Here is a 26,937-nt window from a genome sequence, read left to right as displayed (position 1 = left end):
AAGACGCTACTATTCGCCGATGTTCACTGGAATTATTCAGGACGTCGGCACGATTTCGGCTATTCGACGCGAACCTGAACAGACCCACATTGTATTCAAAACGAAACTCGCGATGGGCAACTGGGCACTGGGCGATTCAGTTGCCTGCAACGGTTGCTGCCTGACCATCACTCAATTCCCGGCAAACGATGCCTTTGCTGCAACGCTGTCGCAGGAGACACTGAACCTCACCATATTCTCGGCCGCACACGAGGGTGATGCAGTCAATCTGGAGCCCGCACTGCGCATGGGTGATGCGCTTGGTGGTCACATGGTGACAGGCCATGTTGATGGCGTTGGTTTGGTGAAGTCGGTCAAAGCGATCGGAGAGCATCGTGAATATGCCTTTTCGCTGCCTGAAAAGCTGGCACGCTATGTGGTAGTGAAGGGATCAGTGGCGATCAACGGGGTGAGCCTGACGGTGAACCGCGTGGATGGTTGCGACTTTACCGTCAACCTGATTCCCCATACCTTGTCGCACACGAATCTGGGGGCCCTCAAAGCGGGCGATCGGGTGAACATCGAAACTGATATGTATGGTCGTTATGTCGAACGGCTGATGCACTTTCCAACGGAGAATTCATGACACTGGCTACAACTGAAGAGTTGATCGATGAGCTGCGCGCTGGACGCATGATTATCCTCGCCGATGACGAGGATCGCGAAAATGAGGGCGATCTGGTCATGGCGGCCGAGTGGGTGACACCTGAAGCGATCAACTTTATGGCAACGCACGGACGCGGCCTGATCTGCCTGGCACTGACGCAGGAGCAGACGGATAAGTTGCAGCTGCCGCTGATGGTCTCCAATACCAATTCAAAGTTTAAAACCAATTTCACCATCTCGATTGAGGCTGCCGAAGGGGTGACCACCGGCATCTCAGCATACGATCGTGCCCATACCATCCGTACCGCCATTGCCGATGGCGTGAGGGCGGATGACATTCATACGCCGGGGCATGTTTTCCCGCTGGTCGGGCGCGATGGCGGGCTACTGGTGCGTGCGGGTCACACAGAAGCGAGTATCGATCTTGCCCGCCTTGCAGGGCTCAAGCCTTCAGGTGTGATCTGCGAGATCATGAATGAAGACGGAACCATGGCGCGCATGCCTGAGCTGAAGAAGTTTGCGAAAAAGCACAATCTCAAGGTTGGTACTATTGCCGATGTGATCCGCCATCGCCTGCAGCACGATTCACTGGTCAGGCGTGAAGTTGAGGTGCGCATGCCGACCGAGTTCGGTGAGTTCCGCATGATTGGCTACACCAATGCGGTCGACAAGGCCGAACATGTGGCGCTTGTAATGGGTGAACCGGTTGCGGACCGGGCATGTATGGTGCGTGTGCACTCGGAGTGTCTCACCGGTGATGTCTTCGGATCGCGCCGCTGTGACTGTGGTTCTCAGCTTCATGCCGCAATGCGGCAGATTGCCGAAGCAGGAGAGGGTGTCATTCTCTACCTCAGACAGGAGGGACGCGGTATCGGGCTTCTGAACAAGCTCAAAGCGTACAACCTGCAGGATGCCGGCCACGATACGGTATCGGCCAATGAGAAGCTCGGATTCAAGCCGGATCTTCGCGACTACGGCATCGGAGCACAGATTCTGCGTGAACTGGGGCTGCGTAAGCTGAAGCTTTTGACCAATAACCCCAAGAAAATCGTTGCACTGGATGGTTATGGACTTGAGGTGAGTGAGCGCGTGCAGCTGCAGAGCAGTCCGCATGAAGATAACATCGCCTACCTGACCACCAAGAAGGAGAAGATGGGCCATATGCTGAATATGAAAGGTGAAAAATAATGAGTCTTGATGCACCACATTTGGCCGGCAATGTCGATGCCAGAGGTTTGAAGGTCGGTATCATTGTCAGCCGGTTCAACAACGATATTACCGAAGCACTACTTTCCGGGGCGGTTTCAGCCCTGCTCGAACATGGTGGCTGTGAAGAGGATATGACCATTGTGCATGTACCGGGCGCTTTCGAGATCGGCACTATTGCAGCAAAGATGGCCAACAGTGGTCGTTTCGATGCGATTGTCTGCCTTGGCTGCGTCATTCGCGGCGATACGGCCCATTTCGATTATGTCTGTCAGGGGGCGATGGATGCCATCGGCAAGATTGCCCAACGCGGTGATGTCGGTGTCGGTAACGGTGTATTAACGGTAGACAGCAACGAGCAGGCATTTGAACGTATCGGCGGTGCCCACGGGCATAAGGGCGAGGAGGCTGCGTTGACTGCCGTTGAGGTTGTCAGGCAGTTGCAGGCGCTCGATCAGGGAGAGGGGGCATAATGGCTAATCGGCATCAGGCAAGGGAATCGGCACTGGAGACATTTTATGCCTGGCACAGCGCCCAGCAGGACGGAGGCATGATTCCGGGACTGATCAGCAGTCGGCTTCAGCATGAAGAGCGTGATGATCAGGATGAAAACTACCTGCGAGAGCTGGTTTATGGCGTTACTGACAATGTCGATGCGCTGGATGAGATCATCAAAACGGCTGTACGGGGCAGGAGCCTGCGGTCTGTGGCTTCGATCGAGCTGAATGTAATCCGTATGGCGGTGTGGGAGATGCAGAACCGGCTTGAGATTCCTTATCGTGTAATCATTAACGAGGCGCTTGAATTAACACGTGATTATGCGGGGGAATCACCGCGTGGTTTTATCAATGGCGTGCTGGATAACCTGGCCAAACAGCTGCGCCCGAATGAGGCAGGTGTCCGCTAGCGCACAGCTGTCTCTCTTATTTCTCTAATTTAACCCTGTTGCGCCAGAGGGTCGCTATTTCGATTTTTATGTAGTTGAGGATGACGCCGGCAATGACACCGTAGGCGGCAGCGATCAGGATGCTTAAAGCTCCCTGACGCAGTGTGATAATTTCGATAAGTTGCAGGTCAAACCAAGCCAGAGAGTTGCCGACCAGTGTGATGAGCAGCGGGCTGACAAACATCACGGCTGCCATGATGGCAAGTTTTTTCAGGTAATCTTTATCGAATGTCATCAACAGAATCAGCAGGGCAACAATACCTGCGGAACCAAGAAAAATGCCTGAAATGATTGCCATATCCATCGATATATCTCCTTGCATCGGAAAAGTGCGGAGGCGATTTATGCCATCAATTTGATGAAATAGACATGAAATTCGCATGCGGCTGGAGTAGTCGATGAAATTTTCAGGAAGGTTGCTCTGTGTATGGATCGGCCGATATGCAAGAATAGCGACATGGATGCAGTATCCCTGAAGAATATGATCCGCGATAAGGCTAAAGCACACGGCTTTTCGCTCTGTCATGTAACGCGTCCCGAGATTCGAAATATTCATCGTGGAGCGCTTGAGTACTGGACGAATGCCGGCATGCAGGGTGAGATGGCATGGATGGCAGAGCCTGTTCGGCTTGACAGGCGTAAGGATCCGGCAACGATGCTGGACGGGGTGAAAAGCGTTATCTCCCTGGCCATGCGCTATACGCCACCTGAACATTCTCTTGACGAAGCGAGAAGCCGGAAGCATTCCGGCGTAATTACCGCTTATGCCCACGGTGCCGACTATCACGACATCATGAAAAAACAGCTTAAGGCTCTGGCGTTTGAGCTCGATACGCTGCTTGGCGTACATAACCAGCGTATTTTCGTGGATACGGCGCCGGTTCTCGAACATGCCATTGCAGAGAGTGCTGGTCTTGGTTGGCAGGGTAAACATTCGCTTACCATTCAGAAAAATCTCGGCTCCTGGTTCTTGCTGGGTGAGATATTCACTACGGCTGAACTTGAGCCGGATCAACCGGCCAGTAATCACTGCGGCAGTTGCTCGGCCTGTATTGATATCTGTCCTACGCAGGCGATTGTTGCCCCCTACGTGGTCGATGCGCGTCGCTGCATCTCCTATCTTACAATTGAATTTGACGGCTTTATTCCTCGTGATCTGCGGCCGCTGATGGGTAATCGTATTTACGGCTGTGATGACTGTCAGGTGATCTGCCCGTGGAATGGGCATGCTGCGAAAGAGGGGGTTCAGTTTGACGATCTCCTCACGCCAAAAGGGGAGAATATTCTTCCCGACCTTGTTAGTCTGCTGCAGCTTGACGAAGAGGCGTTCCGGATACGGTTCCGCAAATCGCCGATCAGGCGGACAAGGCGGCGCGGCCTGCTGCGTAATGTCTGCATTGCCATGGGCAACTCCGGCGAAGCGGATTTTATTGTTGTACTGCTGGATGCCCTGCATGACGGGGAACCTCTGATCCGCGGCCATGCGGCGTGGGCTCTGGCCAGATTGACCGCTCCGGTTAACCGGCAAATGGTATTGTCGGCTCTTGCAGAGCAGGCCGACCACGAAAAAGAGCCGGCTGTTGAGCAGGAGATTCAGTCGGCCATTAACGACATAAGGGGAGTGTGATGACAACACCCAAAGCTTTTATTTTCGATCTCGATGGAACTCTGGTGGATGCACTGCCGGATATTCAGGCCAATGCAAACCGCGCCCTGGAATCGCTCGGTTATGATTTGCGCCTGAGCCTGGCTGATACCCAGCCGCATGTTGGCGGAGGCGCACATAAACTTGCCTCCAATGTGCTGGGGCTTCCGATGGAGCACGAAGAGACCATGGCGCTTTATCACGCCTTTGCGGATATCTATGAGCAGCACCCGGCCGATTTCGGCAAGCCGTTTCCAGGTGTGATGCAGGTGCTCGACACCTTGAAAGAGAAGGGGATTCCGATCTCCTGCGTTACCGCCAAGCCTGCCAAGGCACGCGTTAAGGTGCTTGATCAGATGGGACTGACCCCTTATCTCACACTGGCACTTTCCCCCGAGGACGGCTTTGCCAAGAAGCCTGCACCGGATATGCTGTTCGAGTGCTGCAGGGCGATGGGCGTGTCCCCTTCCGAGACGGTCATGGTTGGTGATACACGTTTTGATGTTGAAGCGGGTTTTAATGCCGGATGTATGGCGGTTGCTTTTGCCGAGCACGGTTATCAGGACGTCCCTCCTGAGTATGCCGACCGTGTTATTTCCCTGCCTGATTTTACGGACCTTCTGAAACTGCTTGATGACTAAAGTCAGCGGTATCTACGGCATTTTGCCTGCAGACCTGCAGATGGCCGATCTTCTGGCAAAGGCCGAGGCGGCTCTGAAGGGTGGTGTCCGAACTCTGCAGTTTCGTGATAAGAAGCAGGGCTACAAGCGGGCAATCAAGCGGGCCAGGGCACTGCGTGATTTGACCCGGGATTATCAGGCGCTGCTGATCGTCAATGATTCGGTCAAGCTGGCCGTCGATTCGGAGGCGGATGGCGTGCATCTGGGGCGCGACGATGCCCCGAACCTGATTCAACTCAGGAGTGAGGTGGGGGATGACCTGATTGTCGGAATTACCTGCCGGGCCGATGCCGCATTTGCAAAAACGGTGCTGAAAGAGGGGGCAAACTATGTCTCTTTCGGGGCTGTCTGGACGACAATGACCAAGCCGGAAGTTCCGGAGCTTGGACTGGCGAGGCTTGCCAAGGCATGCCAGATGTTTCCCGATGCCGATGTCTGTGCCATTGGCGGTATCACGGCTGGCAATGTGGTGCAGGTTAAGGCGGCCGGTGCAGATTGCGCAGCGGTGGTTTCCGGGCTCTTTGCAGCTGACGATATTGAGGCGAGGGCACAACTGCTGACAGCGTTGTGGAGCCGGGCATGAGTGCAGCCGGTCGCCCTGTCTGTCTGACCATCGGTGGCTCGGACTCCTGCAGTGGGGCAGGTGTTCAAGCTGATCTGAGGGTGTTCGAGGCAATTGGCGTACATGGATGTTCTGCCATTACAGCGCTAACTGCACAGAACCCTGCTGCCATCACACGCGTTGAACCGGTTTCTCTGGCGCAGCTTGATGCCGAAATCCATGCCATTTTTGACTATTTTGATGTTGCCGTGGTTAAAACCGGGATGCTGGTCGATGCGGAACATGTGGCGCTTGTTTCAGCTCTGCTTGATCAGCTGCATGATGGCCTTTTGGTTGTTGATCCGGTGATGGTCTCCAGCAGCGGCAGGTCTCTGCTGGACCAAGGCGGAGTAGATGCTTTGCAGCAAGCACTGTTGCCGCTGGCAACGCTTGTAACCCCGAACCTGAACGAGGCTGCAGTGCTGCTGGGTGAATCAATCACCGATGCTGAGAGTGCTGCCACTCAACTCTCTGAACGGCTGGGACGCGCCGTGCTTCTTAAAGGCGGCCACTCGGAAGGAGATGTGCTGATTGACCTTCTCTGTGACTCTGATGGTGATACCCGGCGGTTCTCGCATGAGAGGCAGCCTTGGAGCGAACTGCAACGCCACGGCACCGGCTGCCGGCTTGCTTCTGCCATTGCCGCGCATCTTGCTGCAGGCGACCTTCTCTCTGAAGCGGTTGCCAGATCAGTCACGTTTCTGCAAAATCAATAATCTCCATAACTGCTTGAAAATAAAAGAGAAATGCGAAAAAGCTTTATTTTTCCTACTGCGACGCTACAATGCACAACCATTTTGACAGGCTGAAGCCTGCCCGGAGGATTTAATGATCAAGCTTTATTCCGATGCACACTGCCCCAATTCGCATCGCACACGTATCGTACTGGCCGAAAAAGAGTTGCCGGTTGATACCGAAGAACTGGAGTCGGAGAACCTTCCTGCGGAATTCCTGAGGATCAATCCGTACGGCAAACTCCCTACAGTGATCGATCGGGATATCGTGTTTTTTGAATCTTCCGTGGTTAACGAATACCTCGATGAGCGCTACCCGCATCCGCCTCTCAAACCCGGTTCGCCCGCTGAACGTGCCCAGATGCGTTTGGCTGTTCTGCAGCTTGAACGCGAACTCTATGTCCTCTATGAAGAGTGCCAGAACGGGCGCAAAAAGAAGGATGCCGTCAAGAAGATGGAAGCCTATTTCGATTCCCTGAATACCTACCTCGGCCGTACTGAGTATTTCATCGGAGAACAGTACACACTGGCGGATGTTACCTTGGCGCCGATTCTGTGGAGGCTGCCATCTATCGGTATTGATACGGCCAAATGGAACAACCTCGAAGGTTATATGGATCGCCTGTTCGAACGTTCGGCGTTTGAACGTTCGCTCTCCGAACATGAGCAGATGCTCCGCGACTACTGATTATGGCTCCGGAGAGGTGTTCTAGTCAGAACACCTCTCCATCTTTTACTACTCTGCCTGAGGAAATGTGACTCGCCTCATCGATGCTTGAGGGTGTAGCACGCAAGGTACTTAAATAATGCGCGATGGAGTTGTACATGTTTGAAGTACTTCACAAAGGGCAAGCAGGTTATGATTCAGCAACCGCCTTTGTACATAAGGTTTTTGCCCGTGTTTATGGTGCGGATATCCAAAGGTTTATGCCCAACTTTATCCGTATTCATGACAGCAAAAACCGGACTGTTGCAGCAATGGGCTTCCGTGATGCCGCAACCGGACCTCTCTATCTTGAAAACTATCTGGACGAACCCATTGAAGTAGCCATCTCTCGCTATATGGGTGTCGCGATTGATCGTTCCGAGATCGTGGAGGTTGGTAATCTTGCTGAAGCGAAACCGGGAGATGCGCGCATGGCAATTATCGGGGCGACCTCCTATCTTTATACTGCCGGGTACCGCTGGGTTGTATTTACCGGTGTAACGCGCCTGCGTAATGCATTTGTGCGTCTCGGGCTTTCGCCCAAGCAGCTGCTCGAGGTGGATGAACGGCGTTTGCCTGAGGATGAGGTGAAACAGTGGGGAAGCTATTACGACGGTGATCCGGTTGTCTGTTTCGGATCGATTCAGGGTGGTCATGACAACCTGCAGGAGCTGTGGGCTGCACTGCGCGATACATGGGCTGCAGCGGAGATTGAAGGCGAGAAAGCAGCCCGGATTAAAAAACAGACATGAGCAGGGTTCTTGATGCCATTCGGCAAGTTGCCGCCGAGTCTCCGGAGAGGATTGCAGTTGAGAGCGGTTATCCGGCTGTCTGTCTGAGTTACGCAACCCTGTCTGACGATATTGAGCTGCTTGCTGATGCGGTTCGTGATGCTGATGTGAGCGCATTGGCAGTTGTCGGTGATAACGGCGCAGGATGGATTATATCCGATCTGGGCTCTCTTTCGGCAGGGATTCCTGTCATTCCCGTACCTCACTTTTTCTCTCCCTCCCAGACTTTCCACCTGTTCAGGGCGGCGGGCATCGATGGTGTGCTATCCGAAAAGGCCGAGCCGGTTCACAGGCTTTGCGAAGCGATGGGGCTGGGATCTGTCGAGCCGAAAACGATCGAGCTGGGATCACTTACGCTCCATCTCTTCAAACTCCCTGTTCTGAAGGCTCACCTCCCTGCAGGCTGTGCCAAGGTTACTTTCACCTCCGGTTCGACAGGTGATCCCAAAGGGGTTGTGCTCACGCAGTCGGCGATGGAGCAGGTTGCAGCATCGCTCGCCTCTGTTACCGGAGCCGAGAGCCAGGATCGTCACCTCTCCCTGCTCCCCTATGCGACGCTGCTTGAGAATATCGGCGGACTTTATGCGCCGTTCCTGGTCGGGGCGACAGTCTGCGCACCGGGGCTTGCCGCTGTCGGCCTTAGTGGTGCTTCAGGGCTGGATGTGCAGCGATTCGTCGGCATGCTGGTGGCTTCAGGGGCGACCACCTGTATCATGATCCCGCAGATGCTGCATGCACTGGTCGCTGCGGTCGAAGCGGGAGCCCCGAAGTCTGCATCACTGCGCTATATTGCAGTGGGTGGAGCGCCGGTTTCCCCCAATCTTCTTGAGAGGGCAGAAAGGCTGGGGATGCCTGTCTACGAGGGTTATGGCCTTTCCGAAGCGGCCAGTGTGGTTGCCGTAAACAGTAAGGCGGCAAACAGGCCGGGCAGCGTCGGCAAACTGCTGCCGCATGTTGAACTCTCCTTTGCCGAGGATGGCGAGATTCTTGTCGGCGGCAGCCTCTTCGAAGGCTATCTTGGTGAACCCCGTGTTGCCGGAAAGATGTGGGCGACCGGCGATATCGGTCATCTTGATGATGATGGGTTTCTCTACCTTTCCGGTCGCAAAAAACATATTTTTATTACCGCTTATGGGCGAAATGTGTCGCCGGAGTGGGTCGAGCGCGAACTCTCTATTGAATCTGCCATTGCGCAGTGCTGCGTATTCGGAGAGGCGCGCCCGTTTAATGTTGCAGTTCTCGTGCCACGTGCAGGCGTAACTGAAGAGCAGATAAAAGCTGCTGTTTCTGCAGCCAACGCACGTCTTCCCGATTACGCGCAAATATCACGCTGGCTGGTTGCCGATAGCCCGTTTAGTATTGCCGAAGGCCTCTGGACCGGAACCGGAAGGCCTCGTCGGCAGCAGATTTATGTACGATACCAAGAGGCGCTAAACGCCCTTTTTGAGGAGTCCTGAATGGCATTTTACGATGATCTAATTGCGTCAACCGAAGTTGAACGCAACGACCTTCTTTCCATTCCTTTTATCCAGATGGGGGCGGCAGGAAAACTTAGTCTTGAGAGTTATATCGCTTTCCTGACACAGGCCTACCACCATGTGAAACATACCACGCCACTGCTGATGGCTACAGGTGGCCGCCTGCCCGGACGGCTCGAGTGGCTGCGCGATGCTGTGGCTGAGTATATTGAGGAGGAGTTGGGGCATCAGGAGTGGATTCTCAATGATATCGAGGCATGCGGCGGTGATAAGGAGGCGGTGCGCCATGGTACCCCTGCGGTTGCAACTGAACTGATGGTGGCCTATGCATACGATACGGTTTACCGCATTAATCCAGCCGGATTCTTCGGCATGGTGCTGGTGCTGGAGGGGACCAGTGTGTCGCTGGCGACGCATGCGGCCGGCAATATCGAAAAGAGCCTTGGCCTGCCGAAAAAAGCGTTCTCCTACCTCAACTCGCACGGTTCTCTTGATGTCGGTCATGTTGATTTCTATGAGAAACTGATGAACCGTCTTGATAGTGATGAGGATAAAAAGGCAGTCATTCACTGCGCCAAGGTATTCTATAAACTCTATGGTGATATTTTCCGTTCTTTGCCATTGATTCCACTGGGAGATAAGTGATGAATATCAGCGGAAAAAGGGTGGTTCTTACCGGTGCTGCAGGCGGTATGGGTAGAATCCTGACCACGGAACTGGCTAAGCGTGGAGCAAAGCTGGCGCTGATCGATGCCAACGGCGAGGCACTGGAAGCTATTGCAAACCGAATTGAGGGTGCGCATGCCGTAACGGGAGATCTTGCTTCCGTGCAAGGCTGCAAGAAAGCTGCCGACCAGTGCAGTGAACTGCTGGGCGGCATAGATCTTTTGATTAACCTGGCAGGGCTGAACAGCTTTGCCGCTTTTGAAGATGAGCGTGCTGAGAAGATAGAGTTGATGATGCATGTGAATCTGCTTGCTCCTATGTGGCTGACCCGGGCTTTTCTGCCTGCCATGCTGGATCAGGGCAGTGGTCGCATCGTGAATGTCGGATCCATTTTTGGATCCATCGGTTTTGCCTACTTTTCAACCTATTCAGCCAGTAAGTTCGGCCTGCGTGGTTTTTCCGAGGCGTTGCGCCGTGAACTTGCCGACAGCGGTGTCGGTGTCACCTATATCGCGCCAAGGGCAGTGAAGACACCGATGAACAGCGATGCTGTGATGCGAATGGGTGAGGCGACCGGCATGAATATGGATGAGCCGGTCGAGGTGGTTGAAAAAATTATCGCTGCCATAGAAAATGATAGAAAGGATGTTTACCTGGGTTTTCCGGAATCGCTGTTTGTACGCATCAACGGACTTCTGCCGCGTATCGTGGATGGTTCACTTGCAGCCAAGGATCGCATAGCACGAAAATTTGCCAAAGGAGAGAAATAGGAGATGAAATTGATCAGATTGTTCTCAGCAGGAATTATTGCTTTGTCACTGTCACTGTCGCTGATGCAGGCGTCTGTGGCTGTTGCGGATGAGGTGGATGAGGCCGTGCGTGGCCTGCAGGCGGAGTGGGCTATTGCCAACTACAAAACCGCTGAAGAAAACAAAGAAGCTGCATTCAAGGCCCTGGTTGATAAAGCGGCTGCTGTGAGCAGTAAACATCCAGAGCGTGCCGAGCCTAAGATATGGGAAGCGATCATCCGCGCTGGCTTTGCCGGAGCCATGGGGGGACTCTCTTCCATGACCAATGCCATGCCGCAGATGGAGAGGGGGCGTGACCTTCTGCTGGAAGCAGAAAAAATTGATGCCACATCCATGAATGGTTCCGTATATACAACGCTTGGCAGTTTTTATTATATGACACCCGGCTGGCCAATTGGATTCGGTGATGACGACAAGGCCGAAGCGTACCTGAAGAAAGCGATCGAGCTGGCACCGGATGATATGGACGCAAACTATTTCAACGGCGATTTTCTGCTGGAGAAGAAAAAGTACAAAGATGCGATTCCATACTTCGAGAAAGTGGTAGCACTTCCTGATGTGGAGGGGCGTCCGATCTACTCAGAGGGCCGTAAAGAGGAAGCCGCGGCCAAGCTGGAAGTTGCCAGAAAAAAAGCACGCTGACCTGTTTGCAAACTGATTATAACCGGGGGCTGCGGCCCCCGGTTGTTTTTTTGTACCCATGCTGAAACATGCATATTGCCTGCTGTTCATTGTAGGTTGGCATGAAGTTGGAGCGCAGGGTGTTTTGTTTGCGGGCATTCTTTGGAGTAGGCGCTCTGTCCAGGCATCTTCGCATCCAGTGGCCGCCTTGATATAAAGGTCAAACCGGGCTTCCGACTCAGCAACACGTTGTTTCAGGATAAAATTCAAGCTATTATAGAAGTATGAGTAAGGATAACGTGTTTGCGGGAAAGCGTCGCGCCCTCGTCAAAAGGGTGGGGGATAAAACAGAGAAGATCTATTGTGATGATCATCCTGCTAACCAGGCTACATTCAAATGCGTGAAATGCGGACACCTCTTCTGTGAAGAGTGTGTTGGTGGCGAGGATGAGGGAAAAGCCTACTGTGTGGGCTGTAAAGGCTTTTATAAGCAGGAAGAGCAGAAACAGCTGCAGGCGGAGAAGAAGAGGAGCAGGAAGGCTTCATCAGGGGCGAAAAAAGCTGAATTTATTCTTGCCGGCCTGATGATTTGCCTGATTCTAGTGCTCGGAAATTATGTCTATCAAAACAGCGAGTCACCGATTGCAGCAGACACCGAGGTGTTTACAGCTGAAGAGCTGGCGGAAGACCAGCAGCTTCTCAATACGGCAGATCGGGAGCTTGCTGAACTGGACCTGGAAATTGAGGCCATGCTGCAGGATGAAAATGTGGCTGTTGAGTTGCCTGGTGCGACCAATGAGTAGGCGTGAATCCGGATTTACTCTGATTGAAATCATGATTGCAATAGCCATCATGGGAACGCTTGCAAGCATCTCCATACCTGCCTATCGAATATATAAACAGAATGCAGAAATGGATGTGGCTGAAATCAATCTCCGTAACGGCCTGAAATATTTCGCGGCAGGCGAAGAGTATCACCCTCCGACCGGGTCCCTCGGCGATCTGGTTCTCATGGGTTACCTGCCAAATATTCCAAACGATCCGTGGACTTCGAAAGCGCCAGTGGTTGATGGCACCGAGGAGTTGGTTGACTGGTTCTACTCCAATGATGGACAGCAGATTACCCTCTATGCGATAAGCGGTAGAGGTTCAGGTATCATCTTGATGGAGAGCCTTGGCACGGCTGCACCCGGAACGATAGGTGCGGTTGGTGGCGGCGGCGCTGGTGGTGGAGCCGGTGGTGGGGCCGTAGCTCCACCCGCTTCTGTTTCCAAGGCTGCAGCTGCAGCCTTGAAGAAGGCCGCAAACTGGACAGCCAAGGCAACCAAGACCCAGAAGCAGCTTACAACGCTTGCCTCTACACTGGCCAAAATGGAGGCGGCACTGGCTAATGCACAGGCTAAGGCTGCAAATAACCCGACAAAGAAAAATAAAGATGCTGTGAAAACAGCCCAGCAACAAGTAAACAATACGAACAAGAGCATCGCCAAAGCCCAGAACAATCTGGCGAAATATCAGACCCAGGTTGATAAGTGGACGGCAAAAGCAGCCACCCTTTAACTTCCCTGTGCCTTTTTTCATATAAGCTAGTAAGGTTTGCCTTCTCTGCTTAATGCACGTTCGAGGTGACCATGTTGAAAATCGCACTGATCATTGCTGCTCTTTTCGGGCTCTCGGGTTGTGTCGTCGGGGCGGTGGCCGGGGCTGCTGTCGATGTTGCGGTTGAGGTGGTTAAAGTGCCGTTCAAGGTGGGCGGGGCAATTGTCGATGCGGTCAGTGATGATGAAGGGGAAGAAGCTGCAGAATCTGATGCTGCTGACCCTGAGGAGCAGGCTCAGATGGCCGGTGATATCCCTCCAGACGAAGGCGCTCATCTGTCAGCCGATACAGCCCCGCTGGACGAGTAACTCTTTAGCACTTTTGTGCATCTTCTTGATATTTATCTCTGCTTTCAGTGCATCAGAGTGGTTGCCAACTTTTTCTGAAAAAACCAGCTGAAGCGGTCCTTTGCCGCGCAAAAATTTGGCCCCTTTGCCTGAGCAGTGTTCTTCGAATCTGCGATCCACATCGGTGGTGATGCCTGTATAGAGCTGGCCACCACTGCAGCGGACCAGGTAGAGGAACCAGCCGCCTTCACTCTCCGGCAACTTCAAGTTCCTCGCCGACTTCCATCCACGCCTGCTCAACCTCCTGAAGTTTTATTCCAAGCTGTCTGTGTTCGATGGTGAGCCTTTTCAGATGTTCGGCGCCGGCACTTTCATAGAGATCGGGATCTGCGAGTGCTGCATCGAGCTCATCTTTGCGTTTGTGCAGCAGTTCAAGTTCCGACTCCAGCTTTTTCAATCGGTTTCGCAGTGGTTGCAACGCTCTGCGCTGTTCAGCCTTGCTTCGCCGTTCATCCTTTCTCGATGGTTGGGCAGGCTGTTTCTCCTGTGCATCGCGTTGCTCTAGAAGCCATCTGGCGTAATCGTCCAGATCTCCGTTAAAAGATATGACAGAGCCTTTAGAGACAAGCATCAGGCTGTCGCAGACACTCCTGAGCAGGTGTCGGTCATGGGACACCAGTATCATCGCTCCTTCAAAACTCTGCAGAGCCAGATTCAGCGCATGGCGCATCTCAAGGTCCAGGTGGTTGGTCGGTTCGTCCAGCAGCAGAAGGTTGGGTTGCTGGTATACAATCATGGCCAGAACCAGGCGCGCTTTTTCCCCTCCTGAAAACGGTTTGACCGGGGCCAGAGCCATGTCACCGCGGAAATCGAAACCGCCGAGAAACTGTCGCGCCTCTTTTTCCGACAGCTGCTCATCAAGCAGCCGCAGATGCTGAACAGGTGAGAGTTCATCATGAAGCTGCTCCAGCTGATGCTGGGCGAAGTAACCGATCGAGAGCTCCTTTGCCCGTTCGCAACTGCCGTGCAGCGCATCAAGCTCTCCTGCCAAAAGCTTTATAAGCGTCGATTTACCCTCACCATTTGGCCCGAGAAGGCCGATTCTCTCCCCCGGCAGCAGGGAGAAAGAGATATCAGAGAGAACAGTTGTATCGCCATATCCTGCCGCGGCCTTATGCAGGCGCAGTAGCGGGTTTGGGATTTCACCAGGATGGCTGAATTCGAAGGAGAAGGGGGAGTCTACATGCGCCGGCGCTATCAGCTGCATGCGTTCCAGCGCCTTGATGCGGCTCTGCGCCTGCGTGGCCTTGGTCGCCTTTGCCTTGAAGCGATTGATAAAGCTGGTCATGTGAGCAATCTCTTTCTGCTGTTTTTCGTAGCCGGCCTGCTGCAGTGCAAGCTTCTCGGCTCTTAAGCGCTCAAAATCGGAGTAGTTGCCTGAATAGAGTGTTAGCTGCTCATGTTCGATCTGGGCGATCTTGTTGACACAGCGATCAAGGAAATCACGGTCATGTGAAATCAGCAGCATCGCCCCTCGATAACTATTCAGCCACTTCTCAAGCCAGACCACTGCTTCAAGGTCGAGATGGTTGGTCGGTTCATCGAGTAGCAGAAGGTCGGAGCGGCACATCAGTGCATGTGCAAGGTTCAGGCGCATGCGCCAGCCGCCGGAGAAATCGGCCACGGGTTTCTCTTCACTGCCCACGGCAAAGCCAAGGCCATGCATCAGGCGTGCGGCACGGGCGTGGGCGCTGTATGCGTCGATGGCGGCCAGTTTGTCATGTAGTTCGGCAACCCTGATGCCATCACCTGATGCTTCAGCCTCTTGCAACAGTCTCTTTAAGCGGGTTAGCTCCCCGTCACCCTGCATAATGAACTCAATGGCAGGAATCTGCAGGGCAGGGGTCTCCTGAACAACATGCGCAACGGCGATGTTTCTATCCATGCGGAAATTGCCACTATCCTCTTCAAGCTTTCCCTGTACGAGTGCGAAGAGTGATGATTTTCCAGAGCCATTGGCGCCGGTGATGCCGATGCGGTCTCCGCTGTTCACCGTAAAACTCATCTCACCGAACAGCAGTTTGCTGCCACGCCTTAGTGATACCTTGTCAAAATAGAGCATGCGGCATTTTAGGGGGATGCGAATGAATTGCATCCATGCATTTTTTTTACACAGATGGCAGAATAATCGCATTAAGGAGGGGGACGATGTGGTTACAGAAGCGAGTTCGACTACAGGCTAAGCAGAGAGGTTTTCATCTTGTAACACACGAGCTTGTCGCACAGTTGCCCGAACTTTCGCAATTCAGGGTGGGGATTGCTCATCTCTTTATTCAACATACCAGTGCCAGCCTGACGATCAATGAGAATGCCGATCCTGATGTTCGCAGGGATATGGAGTCTCACTTCAATCACTTTGTACCTGAAAATCAGCCATACTACTTTCACACGCTGGAGGGCAGCGACGATATGCCGGCGCATATCAAGGCGAGCACAATTGGCGCCTCGATCTCTGTTCCGATCAGTAATGGCCGCCTGGCGCTTGGCACCTGGCAGGGTATTTATCTCGGAGAACACCGTGACCATGGGGGCTCCCGGCAGGTGGTTATCACGCTGCATGGCGATGCCGCTTGAGGCGGGCTTGGTTGATTAACGGACTGGATACATTTGCTCGATAAAAGCATTAAACCTGCAAAGGCCTTGTCGCATAAGGGTTTCCGGATTCTCTCCACAGAGGCTGTGGATAACTCAGTGGATAGAATTCGCTCCAGTCATGAAAGTCATACGGTTGTCACATCCTTCCGTTGCCTGCCTAAAAAATAATCATATTTAATAGTATATATAATTCAATATCTTATGCTTTCTGGTTAAAGTTTATTTTATTCTGCCGAGGTAACTTCTGCAAGTAAGTGTTGAAGAGTTTCCGGCGGTGGATAAATCTGCTGTTCCCTAGCTGGAGGTATATGTTTCAGCGATTTGATATGGCTGTAACCGGCACTGCAAGTGCTCCCCTTGCCTGCAAATCAACCTTCATGTTTTTGGTGCGGCACTATTGATAACGAGCAATAAATTGACCCGGCATTCAGCCGTCGTAGCATCCCGGAATGCGCATCGCGGTCTATATCTCCGGACACGGCTTTGGCCACCTTGCTCAGATGGCGCCGGTGCTGAATCGTTTGTATCAGAAGAGGCCTGAGTGCCAGTTCCTGATCCGGTGTGCCCTTCCCGAATCGGAGTTGCGGGGACGACTCGATTTCGACTTCGAATTAGAGTCCGAGGTGGTTGATCTTGGCGTCATCCAGAAAAGTGCTGTTGATGAGGATCGGGAAGGCTCCATTGATCTGATGCGCGGGTGGACCTCCATGATGCCTGAACTCATCGCACGCGATGCAGCATATCTGAAAAACTTTGCCCCCGATCTGGTATTATCGAACATCTCGCCGTTAGCTTTTCCGGCTGCTAAAACACTAGGCGTTCCTGCTGTCGGACTTGCGACACTGGACTGGCATACCATCTATTCACACTGGCTGGATGCAGGAGATCCGGTGATTAAGTCACTGAAGCAGGCATATGAAGCGTGCGATCTGTTGCTTACACCGCCAATGGCGATGGATATGCAGGTGTTTTCAAAACAACAGCATATTCCGTTGCTTGTAGCCAGCCCGAATGATAATGCGTTTGCATTCAAAGCCGGCTATGCAAAGCGGGCGCTGGTAATCTTCGGCGGTTCAAGGCATCCCGCCTATGATATATCTGCTCTGGCTGATATGCCTGAATGGCTCTTTATGATTCCTGATGCACCTGCCGGTGCCCCTGAAAATGTACAATCGGTAGGTTTCAGCAAAGCCCTGAGGCCGATTGATCTGATGCCGCATGTGGATGCGGTTGTTTGTAAGCCCGGTTACGGAGTCTTGGCTGAGTGCTGGCGGACGGAAACTCCGATGGCATGGGTGGAGCGCCCAGACTTTCCTGAGTTTCCGATGCTTAAAGTGTGGCTGGAAAAGTGTTTTCCAAGCTGTGGCATGAGTCGCAGCAGTTTCCAGATGGGCGACTGGTTACCGGCTCTCGATGGTGCGCTTGCTTCTCAGCGGCAGTTTCCAGCGCTGGAAGAGGATGGCGCAGATGTGGCGGCGCGAGCCATTCTCTCTCTCTGCCAGCAACGCAACTAACCTCGGAATCCGCCAATCTTCTATCAAAGTGCCATATCTATATGGCGTAAGGCGTGACCCACCGCTACACTGCCGCGCCAATGAGTAAGATCAATCAATCCCATATCCGAAATTTTTCTATTATTGCCCATATCGATCATGGCAAGTCCACGCTTGCCGATCGTCTGATCGAGGTGACCGGGGCACTCTCTGAGCGCCAGATGAAGAAACAGGTGCTCGACTCGATGGAGCTTGAGCAGGAGCGCGGCATTACCATCAAGGCACAGACCGCAACCCTGAATTACAAGGCGAAGGATGGAGAGATCTACCAGCTTAACCTGATCGACACACCGGGCCATGTCGATTTCACCTACGAGGTATCCCGTTCGCTGCAGGCGTGCGAAGGTGCGCTGTTGATTGTCGATGCTGCCCAGGGTGTGGAGGCACAGACGCTGGCCAATGTCTATCTGGCCATGGAGAACGACCTCGAGATCATTCCGGTGATTAATAAGATCGACCTGCCAAGCGCCGATATTGAAGAGGCCAAGCGCCAGATCGAGGATGTGATCGGGCTGGATGCCTCTTTTGCGATTCCGGTCTCCGCCAAAACAGGGCAGGGCATTGAGGATGTGCTTGAAGCGATTGTTGAGCATGTACCGCCGCCGCAGAACCTGGATGAGAAACCGCTGCGTGCGCTGGTGGTTGACTCATGGTTCGACTCCTATGTGGGAGCAGTGGCTCTGATCCGTGTCTTCGAGGGTACAATCAAGAAGGGGGACCGCTTCCGGCTGATGTCGATGCCGACTGCCGCCTCCTACGAAGTGCAGGATCTCGGATACTTTGTTCCGGCACCATTCTCCACGCCGCATCTGGATTCCGGAGCCGTGGGCTTCCTGATCGGCGGCATCAAGAAGCTGGCCGACCTGAAGGTGGGTGATACGGTAACCACACTGAAGAATGGCGCCACCGAGCCGCTGCCTGGATACCGGGAGCCGAAACCGATGGTGTTCTCTGGCCTCTATCCGGTTGATTCCGCAGATTACAACGAGTTGCGTGACTCGCTTGAGAAACTGCATATGAATGATCCCGCCTTCACCTTCGAGCCTGAAAACTCCTCGGCGCTGGGGCTGGGGTTCCGCTGCGGGTTCCTCGGAATGCTGCATATGGAGATCGTGCAGGAACGACTTGAACGCGAATATGATCTTGACCTGATCACCACGGCTCCCTCGGTGATCTATCGCATCTATAAAACCGATGGCACCATGATCGAGATATCCAATCCGAGCGAGTTTCCGGATCCCGCAGGCATCGACCGCATTGAGGAGCCGACGGTGCTGGCCAATATCTTCATGCCCGAAGAGTTTGTCGGTGCGATGATGAAGCTCTGTCAGGAGCGCCGCGGTATGCAGCAGGATATGAAATTTATCGGACAGGGGCGTGTCATGCTCACCTATCGTCTGCCGCTGGCTGAGATGGTGATCGATTTTTACGATAAGCTGAAATCGGTTTCGCGCGGTTATGCATCGATGGATTACGAGCTTGCCGACTTCTCGCCTGACGACGTTGTGAAGCTCGATGTGCTGGTGCATGCCGAGCCAGTTGACGCACTCTCCCTGATCGTTCACCGCTCGATCGCCGAGTCGCGCGGACGTGATCTGGTAAAGAAACTGCGCGAGCTGATTCCGCGCCAGCAGTTCGATGTTCCCTTGCAGGCTGCAATCGGGGGCCGTATCTTGGCCCGCGAGACAGTCAAGGCAGTTCGCAAGAATGTGACGGCCAAGTGCTACGGCGGCGATATCACCCGTAAACGCAAGCTGCTGGAAAAGCAGAAGGCGGGTAAGAAGCGGATGAAGTCGATCGGAAGTGTTGAAGTGCCTCAGGAGGCATTTCTGGCTGTACTTAAGCTTGGGGAGGGTAAGTGAGCAGAGCAAACAAACCTGTATGGCGTGAGTGGATCGAGAGTCTGCTGATTATTGCGGCTCTGGCTGTTGTGATCCGTAGTTTTGTGGTTGCTCCGTTCAAGATTCCCTCGACCAGCATGGTGCCGACACTTGAGATCGGCGATTACCTTTTTGTGCTGCGCTATCCCTACGGTTTCCGAATTCCCTTTACCGATACCCAGATTCTCTCCAAGCAGGCCAATCGCGGCGATGTGGCTGTATTTGTCTACCCTGAAGACAAGAGCAAGGATTATATCAAGCGTGTGGTGGGCATCCCCGGCGATAAAATCACCTATCGCGACAATATCCTCTTTGTGAATGGCAAAGAGATGCCGCTACAGCAGAAGGGAAAACGTGCCTATTACATGGCTGACGGTACGGCCGATGTTTCCGACGTCTTTGTTGAGAATCTGACGGGCATCAGCCATGAGGTGTTGCTCAAGCACTATTCGATCAAGGATGGTGAGTGGGTAGTGCCTGAGGGGCACTACTTCGTGCTGGGCGACAATCGCAACAATTCGCGTGATTCACGCTTCTGGGGATTTGTCCCTCAGTCTTACATGGTGGGGCGTGCGGCTATCATCTGGTGGTCATGGGACGGCATCAAAGGTTCCGTTCGCTGGGATCGTCTGGGTCATGTTATTGAATAATTCACCGTTTGCAGCTGGATCCCTTGCCGCAGCACGGAGAAGCGAGCAGGGCATTTTCAATGCTTAAGGTAGCCTTCTGGCTGACAGTGATCGGTTTTTCTGTCTGGACGGGTGCTCAGGTTTTTCATGCCCACTACATCAACTGGAAAATTGAGGATGTATTTCATGGCGTGGTGAAAAACATGCGCGATGCCAGCGGCGTGGAAATTCGCGAGCAGCTGCCCAAACTCTACAAAATCAACTATCTCGCCCCCTCCGATCTGCCGGAGGAGTTTCGTGATAACCTTCTGATCAGGCGTGAAGGGGAGCTGCTTGAGATATCCTCCGTCTATTCGGTTGTGATCTGGCCATTCGGGCCGGTGCAGCAGCTTGATGAGAGCGGGGAGTATGATCCCGATCAGCTGGAAGGTATGGATATCGTGCGTGACAAATCACGCATCGACATCAAATTTGAGCCCTATGCATTTTCCGAGTGAGGCAGTCAGGCCGCCTCTTTTTGGAGTGAAATCGTGATGAATAATGCAGAATCACTTGAAAAGAGGGTTGCATACAGTTTTTCAGACAGGTCCCTTTTAGAGCGTGCCCTGACACACCGCTCGGCATCGATTGCCATGCAGGTTCAGCACATGGAACGACTCGAGTTTCTCGGTGATGCAGTGTTGGGGCTGGTGATCTCCGAATTCCTGCATGACACCTTTCCTGAAAAAGCGGAGGGCGACCTCTCACGCATGCGTTCAGCACTGGTCAGGCGTGAGAGCCTGCTGGAGGTGGCTGCAGCATGGCGGTTGATTCCACATCTGATTGTCGGTGACAGTGAAAAGAGCAAACAGGGGATCAAGTCGCCATCTATTGCTGCCAACGCAGTTGAGGCGGTGATCGGAGCCGTTTTTGAGGATGGTGGCTGGGAGTCTGCACGCAGAGTGGTGAAGGCGGCATGGAAACCGCTGATCGTTGGTATCGGGCGTGTGGATACACGCGATGCCAAGAGCCGGCTGCAGGAGTTGACTCAGGCCAGGGGTTGGGGTCTTCCGGAATATGAATTGAAGGATAATGGGGTCGGTGTAACCCCCCGTTTTGAGGCGGTCTGCCTGGTGCAGGGAAAAGTGAGCGGTAGCGGAAGTGGCGGGCGCAAGAAGTTGGCGGAGATTGAAGCTGCCGAGCAGGCATGGAGTAGTTTGAATGACGAGTAACAGCGATTTTCATTGTGGTACAGTAGCACTGCTAGGGCGTCCTAATGTTGGCAAGTCGACGCTGATGAACCGGATCATCGGGGCCAAGGTGGCGATTGTGACGCCTAAGCCGCAGACCACACGCCATCGCATTCTCGGTATCTTTACCGATGAAGAGCGCCAGATCGTATTCGTTGATACGCCGGGTATTCACAAGGGCTCCAAACAGCTTAACCGCAATATGGTTCGCATCGCCTATGCGGCAGCCGAAGAGGCCGATGTGCTGGCCATCATGCAGGATGCCAGCCAACCGATGGATGTCGGTACCCGCATGCTGATCGAACGCTTTGCCGACGGCAGGCTTACGCAGCCGCGTATTCACGTGCTCAACAAGGTGGATAAGGCCAACAAGGACAGGCTGCTGCCCCGCCTGCTGGAGACGCAGCGTCTTGATCCGGGTGCGGTGGCCTATGTGCCGGTATCCGCAAGAAAAGGGACCCAGACCGATGAGCTGCTCAAGGAGCTGACGAAGTGCCTGCCTCAGCAGCCGGCGATCTACGATCCGGATTGGTTTACCGATCAGAGCCAGCGCCAGCTTGCTGCCGAATATGTACGCGAGCAGGTGTTTCTCTCCATGCATCAGGAGATTCCGTTCCAGACAGCCGTTGATATCGAGCGCTTCGAGGAGGCCGATGACCTGATTGAGATCGATGCTGTAATTCTGGTCGGTTCCGAGCGACACAAGCCGATGCTGATCGGCAAAGGCGGGGAGCGCATGAAGGCGGTGGGCACCAGGGCGCGTATGGGCCTTGAGGAGATTCTCGGTTGCCGCGTTCGTCTTAATCTCTGGGCCAAGGTGGATGCGGACTGGTTCGATCATCCGGGTAAGCTGATGGATCTTGGCCTTGGAAGTGAGTCCTAGGTTGAAGCTCAGAAACTCCTGCTCATGGGTGGGTGAACTCAGTAAACCAAGTATAACCACGAATTTATTTCATCTCAGCAGAGAGAAATGAAGCCTCTCGACATATCTGACAATGAGTGAAGCGACAGATCAGGCGCTGCTGGTCAGGCGAATCCCTTATGGCGACACATCGCTGATATGCCACTTTTTCACCGAGAAGCACGGCCGTATCGCTCTGATGGCGAGAGGGGCCAGACGCCCAAAAAGCAGTTTTCGGGCCACCCTTGAACCGCTCTATGAACTGCAGATCAGCTGGCATCCTGGCAGAAGCGGCATGGGTACACTCACCGACGTGAACAGGGGCAGAGCTCTGCTGAATCCGGCGCAGGTTCTGGATGGGCAGGAGCTTGTCGCCATTGCCTCGCGGCTGTTTCAGGAGGGGGACCTTCACGGTTTCAATGAGTTGAACTCTGGCTTTGAAGTGCTCTCATCCTGCAGTCAGCAGCCGCTTCCCGCCGCTGTATGGAAGCTCCTGGAGCAGACCGGCTGGTTGGGGGATATGTCGCACTGTTGGCTCTGTTCAGTCCATGTGGAGGGGAGCATGTACTGGAGTGAGGGGCATCTGCTCTGTAGCGCATGCGGCAAAGGTATGGAAATATCCGCAGGTCTCAGGAAGTCGATTGCGGCGCTGATGCATGGCGAGCGTGTGCTGCTCTCCGAGCAGAATGCTGTAAGGTGGCGCGAGATGATTCGCCTGATCCTGCAACAGCATGGCGTCAAGGCGACAGACAGTTTTAAGTGTTAGGGAAGGTTTATGATTCATCTGGGTGTAAATATCGATCACATTGCCACTATCCGGCAGGCGCGCGGAACCGCTTATCCCGATCCGCTTGATGCGGTGCCTGTCTGCATGGCCGGTGGTGCCGACAGTATTACTGCACACCTGCGTGAGGATCGCCGACACATTCAGGATCACGACATGGAGCGGCTTGCCGCTATCGAAGGTCTGCACCTGAATATGGAGATGGGTGTAACCGATGAGATGGTGGCGATATGTGAACGACTGAGGCCTGCCGCCTGCTGCCTTGTTCCGGAGAAGCGCGAAGAGCTGACCACCGAAGGCGGCCTTGATGTGGTTGCGCACAAGGCGCGTCTGGCTCCTGCAGTTGCGCGCTTGTCAGCTGCCGGTGTTCGCGTCTCGATGTTTATCGACCCGATCCCTGAGCAGATCAGGGCGAGTCGCGAGATCGGAGCTGCGGTGGTGGAGTTGCATACCGGTCACTACGCGAACTACTCGGGTGAAGCGCAGGCCAAAGAGCTGGCTGCTCTTGCCGATGGCGCCAAGCTTGCCAGTGATATCGGCCTGATCGTGCATGCCGGCCATGGACTGACGATTGAGAATACACCTGCGATCTGTGCAATTCCCGAAGTCGAAGAGCTCAATATTGGCCATGCCATTGTTGCCGATGCGATTTTTAAGGGGTTACAGCAGGCGGTGGCTGATTTCAGGGCGGTGATGGTTCGCTGATGGCGATTATCGGCATCGGTACCGACCGGGTGGTGATCGCCCGCATTGCTGCTTCAGTCGAGAGGTTCGGGGATCGCTTCGTGCAGCGCGTTTATAGCGAAACCGAGATCGAGCAGGCCAATGCCAAAGGGAATGTCGTACGCCGGCTGGCAATGCTGTTTGCCGCCAAAGAGGCCGCATCCAAGGCGCTGGGAACCGGTTTCAGGCGGGGTGTCAGATTGCAGGATATTGAAACGGTACACCTTGCCTCAGGTAAGCCGGAAATCTCTCTGCATGGTGCTGCAGCCAGTATTGCAGAGACTCTCGGTATCGAGACTGTTCACATCTCGTTAACCGATGATGACGGCATCGCCATGGCCTTTGCCATTGCCGAGGGTGCTGGAAATATTGCATAGGGATGCAGCTTTGGAGGGAAGGTACTCAAGAGCGGCCTGGGCTCTATTACTGATCTGCTACTGTGGCCTGATTTTCTACCTCTCCGACCGATCCATGGTGGCGGTTCCCGATCTTTTCAGCTGGCAGGATAAGTTTATTCATGCCCTGGCATATGCCCTGATGGCATTTTTCTTCTGGAGCGCTGCCGTCGGCGCGATTTCAACCCATGCAAAACTGGCGCTGTTGACGCTGCTGTTCTGCGCTATCTATGGCGCGACCGATGAGTGGCATCAGTCGTTCATCGCCGGTCGAGACGCCAGTCTCTTTGACTGGCTGGCTGATATCACGGGTGCTTTGCTATTGACAGCTGCCCTTTGGAAAAGAGAGCGTGGGCTATTAGAACGCGAGTAAAAACTTAAGAGGGAGCTGTTGATCGGGAACTCTTGGGGTAGGGGGTATGAATGGGAATTACCAGGATTTTAACCGCCGCTCAGATGCGCAAAGCGGATGAGATTACCATAGCATCAGGCTTGTCTGGATTTGATCTGATGGACAGGGCCGGCCGTGCAGTTGCCGCTTCAGCACTCAAGTGTATACCCGATTACAGCCGTATCGTTGTCATTGCCGGCCCCGGCAATAATGGCGGCGATGGCTTTGCTGCAGCCCGCCATCTGCGTAAATACAGGATTCCAGTAACCGTTGTTTCGCTCGTCCCCGTTGACTCACTCACTGGCGATGCCAAAGAACATGCCGTGCAAGCCATCAAGAGCGGCGTGAAGGTCAGAGAGTCTCTGTCGAATGAGGCTATCGGTGAGGTGGAGCGCTGGCTCGGTCGCTCATCTATCGTGATTGACGCCATTTTCGGCACCGGCCTTGGCCGGCCAGTGGAAGGATTCATGGCTGAAGTGGTCGCCAGAATCAATGCCTGTGACAGGCCTGTATTCAGTATCGATATTGCCACCGGGATCTGTGCGGATAGTGGAAGTGTGCTGGGTACTGCGGTGAAGGCTGATGTTACGCTGCCCATTGCCGCTTCCAAGTGGGGGCACTGGCTTTTAGACGGACGCGATTATACAGGCAGGCTTCTTGAAGTGGCTGATATCGGCATCAGCGATGAGGCCATTCAGGCTGCATGGCGTGATACCTGTGATTGTGATGAGAGCGAAGATCACTGTTTCTGTGTGAACAGTACCTGTCTTATTAATGATACTTACCTGAATACTGCCTGGCCGCCGCGTCCGCGGCTTTCGCACAAAGGTTTTTTCGGGCATGTCTGGATCTTCGGCGGCTCGCCCGGATTTACCGGTGCTCCGCAGCTTGCCGGACTGGGGGCATATGCTGCCGGTGCAGGTCTGGCCAGTATCGCATGTCCAGAAGATGTATGGCCGGTCATTGCCGCGGCAAACCTTGAAGTGATGACGCACCCGGAGTCATCCACAGCCTGGCAGAGAGGAGATGCCATTGTGGCCGGACCCGGCTGGGGCAGGGAGCGCGGCGAACTGCTTTCCACATTGCTGGATACAGACAAGCCGCTGGTTGTGGATGCGGACGGGCTTAATATTATTGCATTTACCCCTGCTTTGCAGGAGAAGCTGGCCGCTCGGGCTGCACTGACAGTGATAACGCCGCATCCTGGTGAGGCTGCCCGCCTGCTGGGTAAGGATGTCGGAACTGTTCAGGATGATCGTAAGCGGGCAGTGCTTGAACTGGTTCAACGCTACAAATGCTGGGTTGTGCTCAAAGGTTCTGAAACACTGGTTGCCTCTCCCGAACGTGATATTTATCTGAATCCGTTTGGTTCACCTCAGCTGGCCATTGCGGGTTCAGGCGATGTGCTTGCCGGCATGATCGGAGCCCAGTTGTCACGCAAGAAAGGGGATGGGGCCACACTTGCCGAGCTTATCTCATCGTGTGTGGCGCTGCATGGAAAGGCAGGGTCACTGGAGGGGTGGTATCTTCCCGGCGAACTGGCTAAGCTTGTTTCTGTAATGCGCCAGAATCTTGAAAGGGGTGATGGCAAGGAGAAGTAGTTGCGACACGCTTTGGTGATCTCAAAATTATTTCATGCGGCAGCAACCTGATTATGGCTGAACGTCCACTCTCTCCACGCATCAGTATCTATCGCTGGCATCCGACCATGATCGCCAGCCTTGCACACCGTGCCAGTGGCCTTGTCCTGGTTCTCTTTGTTCCACTCTATCTATGGCTTCTGCGTGGCATGACCGGCAGCAGTGAGCAGTTTGAAGCCACCTCCGCGTGGCTGCATTCAGGCCTGGGTCAATTGTTTCTCTGGGTTGCGGGTGTCTCACTGGTCTATCACTTTGTAAACGGTGTTCGTTTTCTCTCTATCGATACGGGCTGGTTTGAGAGTCGCTCAGCCCTCCGCTCCAGTGCCTTTGTGGTGCTCGGGATAACTGCAGTTGCCGCTGTGATACTGGCGGTGATTCTGTGAGGACGGTGAAGGAGCCGGGGGCGGCACACAGCGGTCTCTCCGACTGGTACTGGCAGAGGCTCTCTGCTGTGGTCCTGCTATTGCTGCTGCCGCTTCCTTTTTATCTTCTTACCGCCGTTTACAGTGGCAATCTCGATCAGCAGGCTCTGCTTGATATTATCGATCATATCTACTCGAGGGTTCTGCATACGTTGCTGATCCTGGCGTTGATTGTGCACGCCTATATGGGGCTCAAGGTGATTCTTGAAGATTACGTACACCGTATCTTCTGGCGCGTGCCGCTGATCGGAGCGATGCTGGTGATTATGACCGGCTTTGGCGTCTGGTGGCTGGCACTGATCTGGGCCTGGGCGTGAGGAG

Annotated in this window: 34 protein-coding genes; 31 read left to right on the top strand and 3 right to left on the bottom strand. The window is 53.9% G+C overall.

All coding sequences use genetic code 11. The features are described 5' to 3' along the window. Window positions 1-19 precede the first annotated feature (19 nt). Genes Ga0123462_RS06935 through nusB form a run of 4 tightly spaced genes read left to right on the top strand, consistent with a single transcriptional unit; the run spans window position 20 to window position 2,758 of the window. On the top strand, window positions 20-625 hold the full coding sequence (locus tag Ga0123462_RS06935) for a riboflavin synthase (protein ID WP_100265638.1): 606 nt from the start codon (window positions 20-22) through the stop codon (window positions 623-625). Further along, entirely contained in the window at window positions 622-1,833 is a 1,212-nt protein-coding gene (locus Ga0123462_RS06930) for a bifunctional 3,4-dihydroxy-2-butanone-4-phosphate synthase/GTP cyclohydrolase II (protein WP_100265637.1), read from the top strand. The genes Ga0123462_RS06935 and Ga0123462_RS06930 overlap by 4 nt, the downstream gene beginning before the upstream one ends. Further along, complete coding sequence (gene ribH, locus Ga0123462_RS06925) at window positions 1,833-2,324, top strand: 6,7-dimethyl-8-ribityllumazine synthase (RefSeq protein ID WP_100265636.1); 492 nt, start codon at window positions 1,833-1,835, stop codon at window positions 2,322-2,324. Before Ga0123462_RS06930 ends, ribH begins: the two co-directional genes overlap by 1 nt. Next, window positions 2,324-2,758, top strand: coding sequence for a transcription antitermination factor NusB (gene nusB / locus Ga0123462_RS06920; RefSeq protein ID WP_100265635.1), 435 nt, complete (start codon window positions 2,324-2,326; stop codon window positions 2,756-2,758). Before ribH ends, nusB begins: the two co-directional genes overlap by 1 nt. Before the next feature lie 16 nt (window positions 2,759-2,774). Here the strand turns inward: nusB and Ga0123462_RS06915 are convergent, their stop codons facing one another. Then, window positions 2,775-3,101 (bottom strand): hypothetical protein, encoded by a 327-nt coding sequence (locus Ga0123462_RS06915; protein ID WP_100265634.1) that lies wholly within the window; start codon window positions 3,099-3,101, stop codon window positions 2,775-2,777. Window positions 3,102-3,254: 153 nt separating this feature from the next. On the opposite strand from Ga0123462_RS06915, the gene queG reads away from it, so the two are divergent. From queG to Ga0123462_RS06855, 13 genes are all read left to right on the top strand, one after another. Continuing rightward, on the top strand, window positions 3,255-4,424 hold the full coding sequence (gene queG, locus Ga0123462_RS06910; protein ID WP_100265633.1) for a tRNA epoxyqueuosine(34) reductase QueG: 1,170 nt from the start codon (window positions 3,255-3,257) through the stop codon (window positions 4,422-4,424). Continuing rightward, on the top strand, window positions 4,424-5,083 hold the full coding sequence (locus Ga0123462_RS06905) for an HAD family hydrolase (RefSeq protein ID WP_100265632.1): 660 nt from the start codon (window positions 4,424-4,426) through the stop codon (window positions 5,081-5,083). Before queG ends, Ga0123462_RS06905 begins: the two co-directional genes overlap by 1 nt. After that, complete coding sequence (gene thiE / locus Ga0123462_RS06900) at window positions 5,076-5,705, top strand: thiamine phosphate synthase (protein ID WP_100265631.1); 630 nt, start codon at window positions 5,076-5,078, stop codon at window positions 5,703-5,705. Before Ga0123462_RS06905 ends, thiE begins: the two co-directional genes overlap by 8 nt. Further along, window positions 5,702-6,439, top strand: coding sequence for a bifunctional hydroxymethylpyrimidine kinase/phosphomethylpyrimidine kinase (thiD, locus tag Ga0123462_RS06895; protein ID WP_100265630.1), 738 nt, complete (start codon window positions 5,702-5,704; stop codon window positions 6,437-6,439). The genes thiE and thiD overlap by 4 nt, the downstream gene beginning before the upstream one ends. 112 nt (window positions 6,440-6,551) lie before the next feature. Continuing rightward, entirely contained in the window at window positions 6,552-7,145 is a 594-nt protein-coding gene (locus Ga0123462_RS06890; protein ID WP_100265629.1) for a glutathione S-transferase N-terminal domain-containing protein, read from the top strand. Between the two features lie 137 nt (window positions 7,146-7,282). Beyond that, window positions 7,283-7,915 carry a thermostable hemolysin gene (locus Ga0123462_RS06885; protein ID WP_157821301.1) on the top strand — a complete coding sequence of 211 codons (633 nt, stop codon included), beginning with the start codon at window positions 7,283-7,285 and terminating at the stop codon, window positions 7,913-7,915. Beyond that, window positions 7,912-9,411: an AMP-binding protein gene (locus Ga0123462_RS06880; RefSeq protein ID WP_100265627.1), complete on the top strand. Its 1,500-nt coding sequence runs from the start codon at window positions 7,912-7,914 to the stop codon at window positions 9,409-9,411. The genes Ga0123462_RS06885 and Ga0123462_RS06880 overlap by 4 nt, the downstream gene beginning before the upstream one ends. Continuing rightward, the gene (locus tag Ga0123462_RS06875) at window positions 9,412-10,077 is read left to right on the top strand and encodes a TenA family transcriptional regulator (RefSeq protein WP_100265626.1); all 666 of its coding nucleotides are present in this window, start codon (window positions 9,412-9,414) and stop codon (window positions 10,075-10,077) included. After that, window positions 10,077-10,868, top strand: coding sequence for an SDR family oxidoreductase (locus Ga0123462_RS06870; RefSeq protein WP_100265625.1), 792 nt, complete (start codon window positions 10,077-10,079; stop codon window positions 10,866-10,868). Before Ga0123462_RS06875 ends, Ga0123462_RS06870 begins: the two co-directional genes overlap by 1 nt. A gap of 3 nt (window positions 10,869-10,871) precedes the next feature. Further along, window positions 10,872-11,549: a hypothetical protein gene (locus Ga0123462_RS06865; RefSeq protein ID WP_232726392.1), complete on the top strand. Its 678-nt coding sequence runs from the start codon at window positions 10,872-10,874 to the stop codon at window positions 11,547-11,549. Window positions 11,550-11,812: 263 nt separating this feature from the next. Further along, window positions 11,813-12,331: a B-box zinc finger protein gene (locus Ga0123462_RS11365; RefSeq protein ID WP_157821300.1), complete on the top strand. Its 519-nt coding sequence runs from the start codon at window positions 11,813-11,815 to the stop codon at window positions 12,329-12,331. Beyond that, window positions 12,324-13,088, top strand: coding sequence for a prepilin-type N-terminal cleavage/methylation domain-containing protein (locus Ga0123462_RS06860; protein WP_198507309.1), 765 nt, complete (start codon window positions 12,324-12,326; stop codon window positions 13,086-13,088). Before Ga0123462_RS11365 ends, Ga0123462_RS06860 begins: the two co-directional genes overlap by 8 nt. Window positions 13,089-13,159: 71 nt before the next feature. Beyond that, complete coding sequence (locus tag Ga0123462_RS06855; protein WP_198507308.1) at window positions 13,160-13,435, top strand: NF038104 family lipoprotein; 276 nt, start codon at window positions 13,160-13,162, stop codon at window positions 13,433-13,435. Here the strand turns inward: Ga0123462_RS06855 and Ga0123462_RS06850 are convergent. Together Ga0123462_RS06850 and Ga0123462_RS06845 are read right to left on the bottom strand one after the other, a co-directional pair. Then, window positions 13,406-13,675 carry a GIY-YIG nuclease family protein gene (locus tag Ga0123462_RS06850; RefSeq protein ID WP_198507307.1) on the bottom strand — a complete coding sequence of 90 codons (270 nt, stop codon included), beginning with the start codon at window positions 13,673-13,675 and terminating at the stop codon, window positions 13,406-13,408. The two genes, Ga0123462_RS06855 and Ga0123462_RS06850, sit on opposite strands and share 30 nt — an antisense overlap. Further along, the gene (locus tag Ga0123462_RS06845) at window positions 13,662-15,536 is read right to left on the bottom strand and encodes an ATP-binding cassette domain-containing protein (protein ID WP_100265622.1); all 1,875 of its coding nucleotides are present in this window, start codon (window positions 15,534-15,536) and stop codon (window positions 13,662-13,664) included. Before Ga0123462_RS06845 ends, Ga0123462_RS06850 begins: the two co-directional genes overlap by 14 nt. 86 nt (window positions 15,537-15,622) lie before the next feature. Here Ga0123462_RS06845 and Ga0123462_RS06840 point away from each other — a divergent pair, with 86 nt between their 5' ends. From Ga0123462_RS06840 to sdhD, 14 genes are all read left to right on the top strand, one after another. After that, window positions 15,623-16,048 carry a secondary thiamine-phosphate synthase enzyme YjbQ gene (locus Ga0123462_RS06840; RefSeq protein WP_100265621.1) on the top strand — a complete coding sequence of 142 codons (426 nt, stop codon included), beginning with the start codon at window positions 15,623-15,625 and terminating at the stop codon, window positions 16,046-16,048. A 470-nt stretch (window positions 16,049-16,518) separates the two neighbouring features. Continuing rightward, window positions 16,519-17,583: a hypothetical protein gene (locus Ga0123462_RS06835; RefSeq protein WP_100265620.1), complete on the top strand. Its 1,065-nt coding sequence runs from the start codon at window positions 16,519-16,521 to the stop codon at window positions 17,581-17,583. 80 nt (window positions 17,584-17,663) lie between these two features. Beyond that, on the top strand, window positions 17,664-19,484 hold the full coding sequence (lepA, locus tag Ga0123462_RS06830) for a translation elongation factor 4 (protein WP_100265619.1): 1,821 nt from the start codon (window positions 17,664-17,666) through the stop codon (window positions 19,482-19,484). Next, entirely contained in the window at window positions 19,481-20,152 is a 672-nt protein-coding gene (gene lepB, locus Ga0123462_RS06825) for a signal peptidase I (protein WP_100265618.1), read from the top strand. The genes lepA and lepB overlap by 4 nt, the downstream gene beginning before the upstream one ends. 8 nt (window positions 20,153-20,160) lie before the next feature. Continuing rightward, a complete protein-coding gene (locus Ga0123462_RS06820) occupies window positions 20,161-20,628 on the top strand; it encodes a hypothetical protein (RefSeq protein ID WP_157821299.1) in 468 nt (155 codons plus the stop codon). Window positions 20,629-20,664: 36 nt separating this feature from the next. Continuing rightward, a complete protein-coding gene (rnc, locus tag Ga0123462_RS06815; RefSeq protein ID WP_100265616.1) occupies window positions 20,665-21,342 on the top strand; it encodes a ribonuclease III in 678 nt (225 codons plus the stop codon). Then, on the top strand, window positions 21,332-22,243 hold the full coding sequence (gene era / locus Ga0123462_RS06810) for a GTPase Era (protein ID WP_100265615.1): 912 nt from the start codon (window positions 21,332-21,334) through the stop codon (window positions 22,241-22,243). The genes rnc and era overlap by 11 nt, the downstream gene beginning before the upstream one ends. Before the next feature lie 112 nt (window positions 22,244-22,355). Beyond that, a complete protein-coding gene (recO, locus tag Ga0123462_RS06805) occupies window positions 22,356-23,027 on the top strand; it encodes a DNA repair protein RecO (RefSeq protein WP_100265614.1) in 672 nt (223 codons plus the stop codon). Between the two features lie 12 nt (window positions 23,028-23,039). Then, window positions 23,040-23,750, top strand: coding sequence for a pyridoxine 5'-phosphate synthase (locus Ga0123462_RS06800; protein ID WP_100266528.1), 711 nt, complete (start codon window positions 23,040-23,042; stop codon window positions 23,748-23,750). Continuing rightward, a complete protein-coding gene (acpS, locus tag Ga0123462_RS06795; protein ID WP_100265613.1) occupies window positions 23,750-24,145 on the top strand; it encodes a holo-ACP synthase in 396 nt (131 codons plus the stop codon). Before Ga0123462_RS06800 ends, acpS begins: the two co-directional genes overlap by 1 nt. Next, window positions 24,087-24,536: a VanZ family protein gene (locus Ga0123462_RS06790; protein ID WP_232726391.1), complete on the top strand. Its 450-nt coding sequence runs from the start codon at window positions 24,087-24,089 to the stop codon at window positions 24,534-24,536. Before acpS ends, Ga0123462_RS06790 begins: the two co-directional genes overlap by 59 nt. Window positions 24,537-24,586: 50 nt before the next feature. After that, window positions 24,587-26,155: an NAD(P)H-hydrate dehydratase gene (locus Ga0123462_RS06785; protein WP_100265611.1), complete on the top strand. Its 1,569-nt coding sequence runs from the start codon at window positions 24,587-24,589 to the stop codon at window positions 26,153-26,155. Between the two features lie 53 nt (window positions 26,156-26,208). Further along, window positions 26,209-26,577 carry a succinate dehydrogenase, cytochrome b556 subunit gene (gene sdhC, locus Ga0123462_RS06780; protein WP_100265610.1) on the top strand — a complete coding sequence of 123 codons (369 nt, stop codon included), beginning with the start codon at window positions 26,209-26,211 and terminating at the stop codon, window positions 26,575-26,577. Next, window positions 26,574-26,933: a succinate dehydrogenase, hydrophobic membrane anchor protein gene (sdhD, locus tag Ga0123462_RS06775; protein WP_100265609.1), complete on the top strand. Its 360-nt coding sequence runs from the start codon at window positions 26,574-26,576 to the stop codon at window positions 26,931-26,933. Before sdhC ends, sdhD begins: the two co-directional genes overlap by 4 nt. The last annotated feature ends 4 nt before the right edge of the window (window positions 26,934-26,937 follow it).

The sequence above is a fragment of the Mariprofundus ferrinatatus genome, assembly GCF_002795825.1.
GTDB classification, from domain to species: domain Bacteria; phylum Pseudomonadota; class Zetaproteobacteria; order Mariprofundales; family Mariprofundaceae; genus Mariprofundus; species Mariprofundus ferrinatatus.
This window is presented reverse-complemented; position numbering and strand designations above follow the sequence as displayed.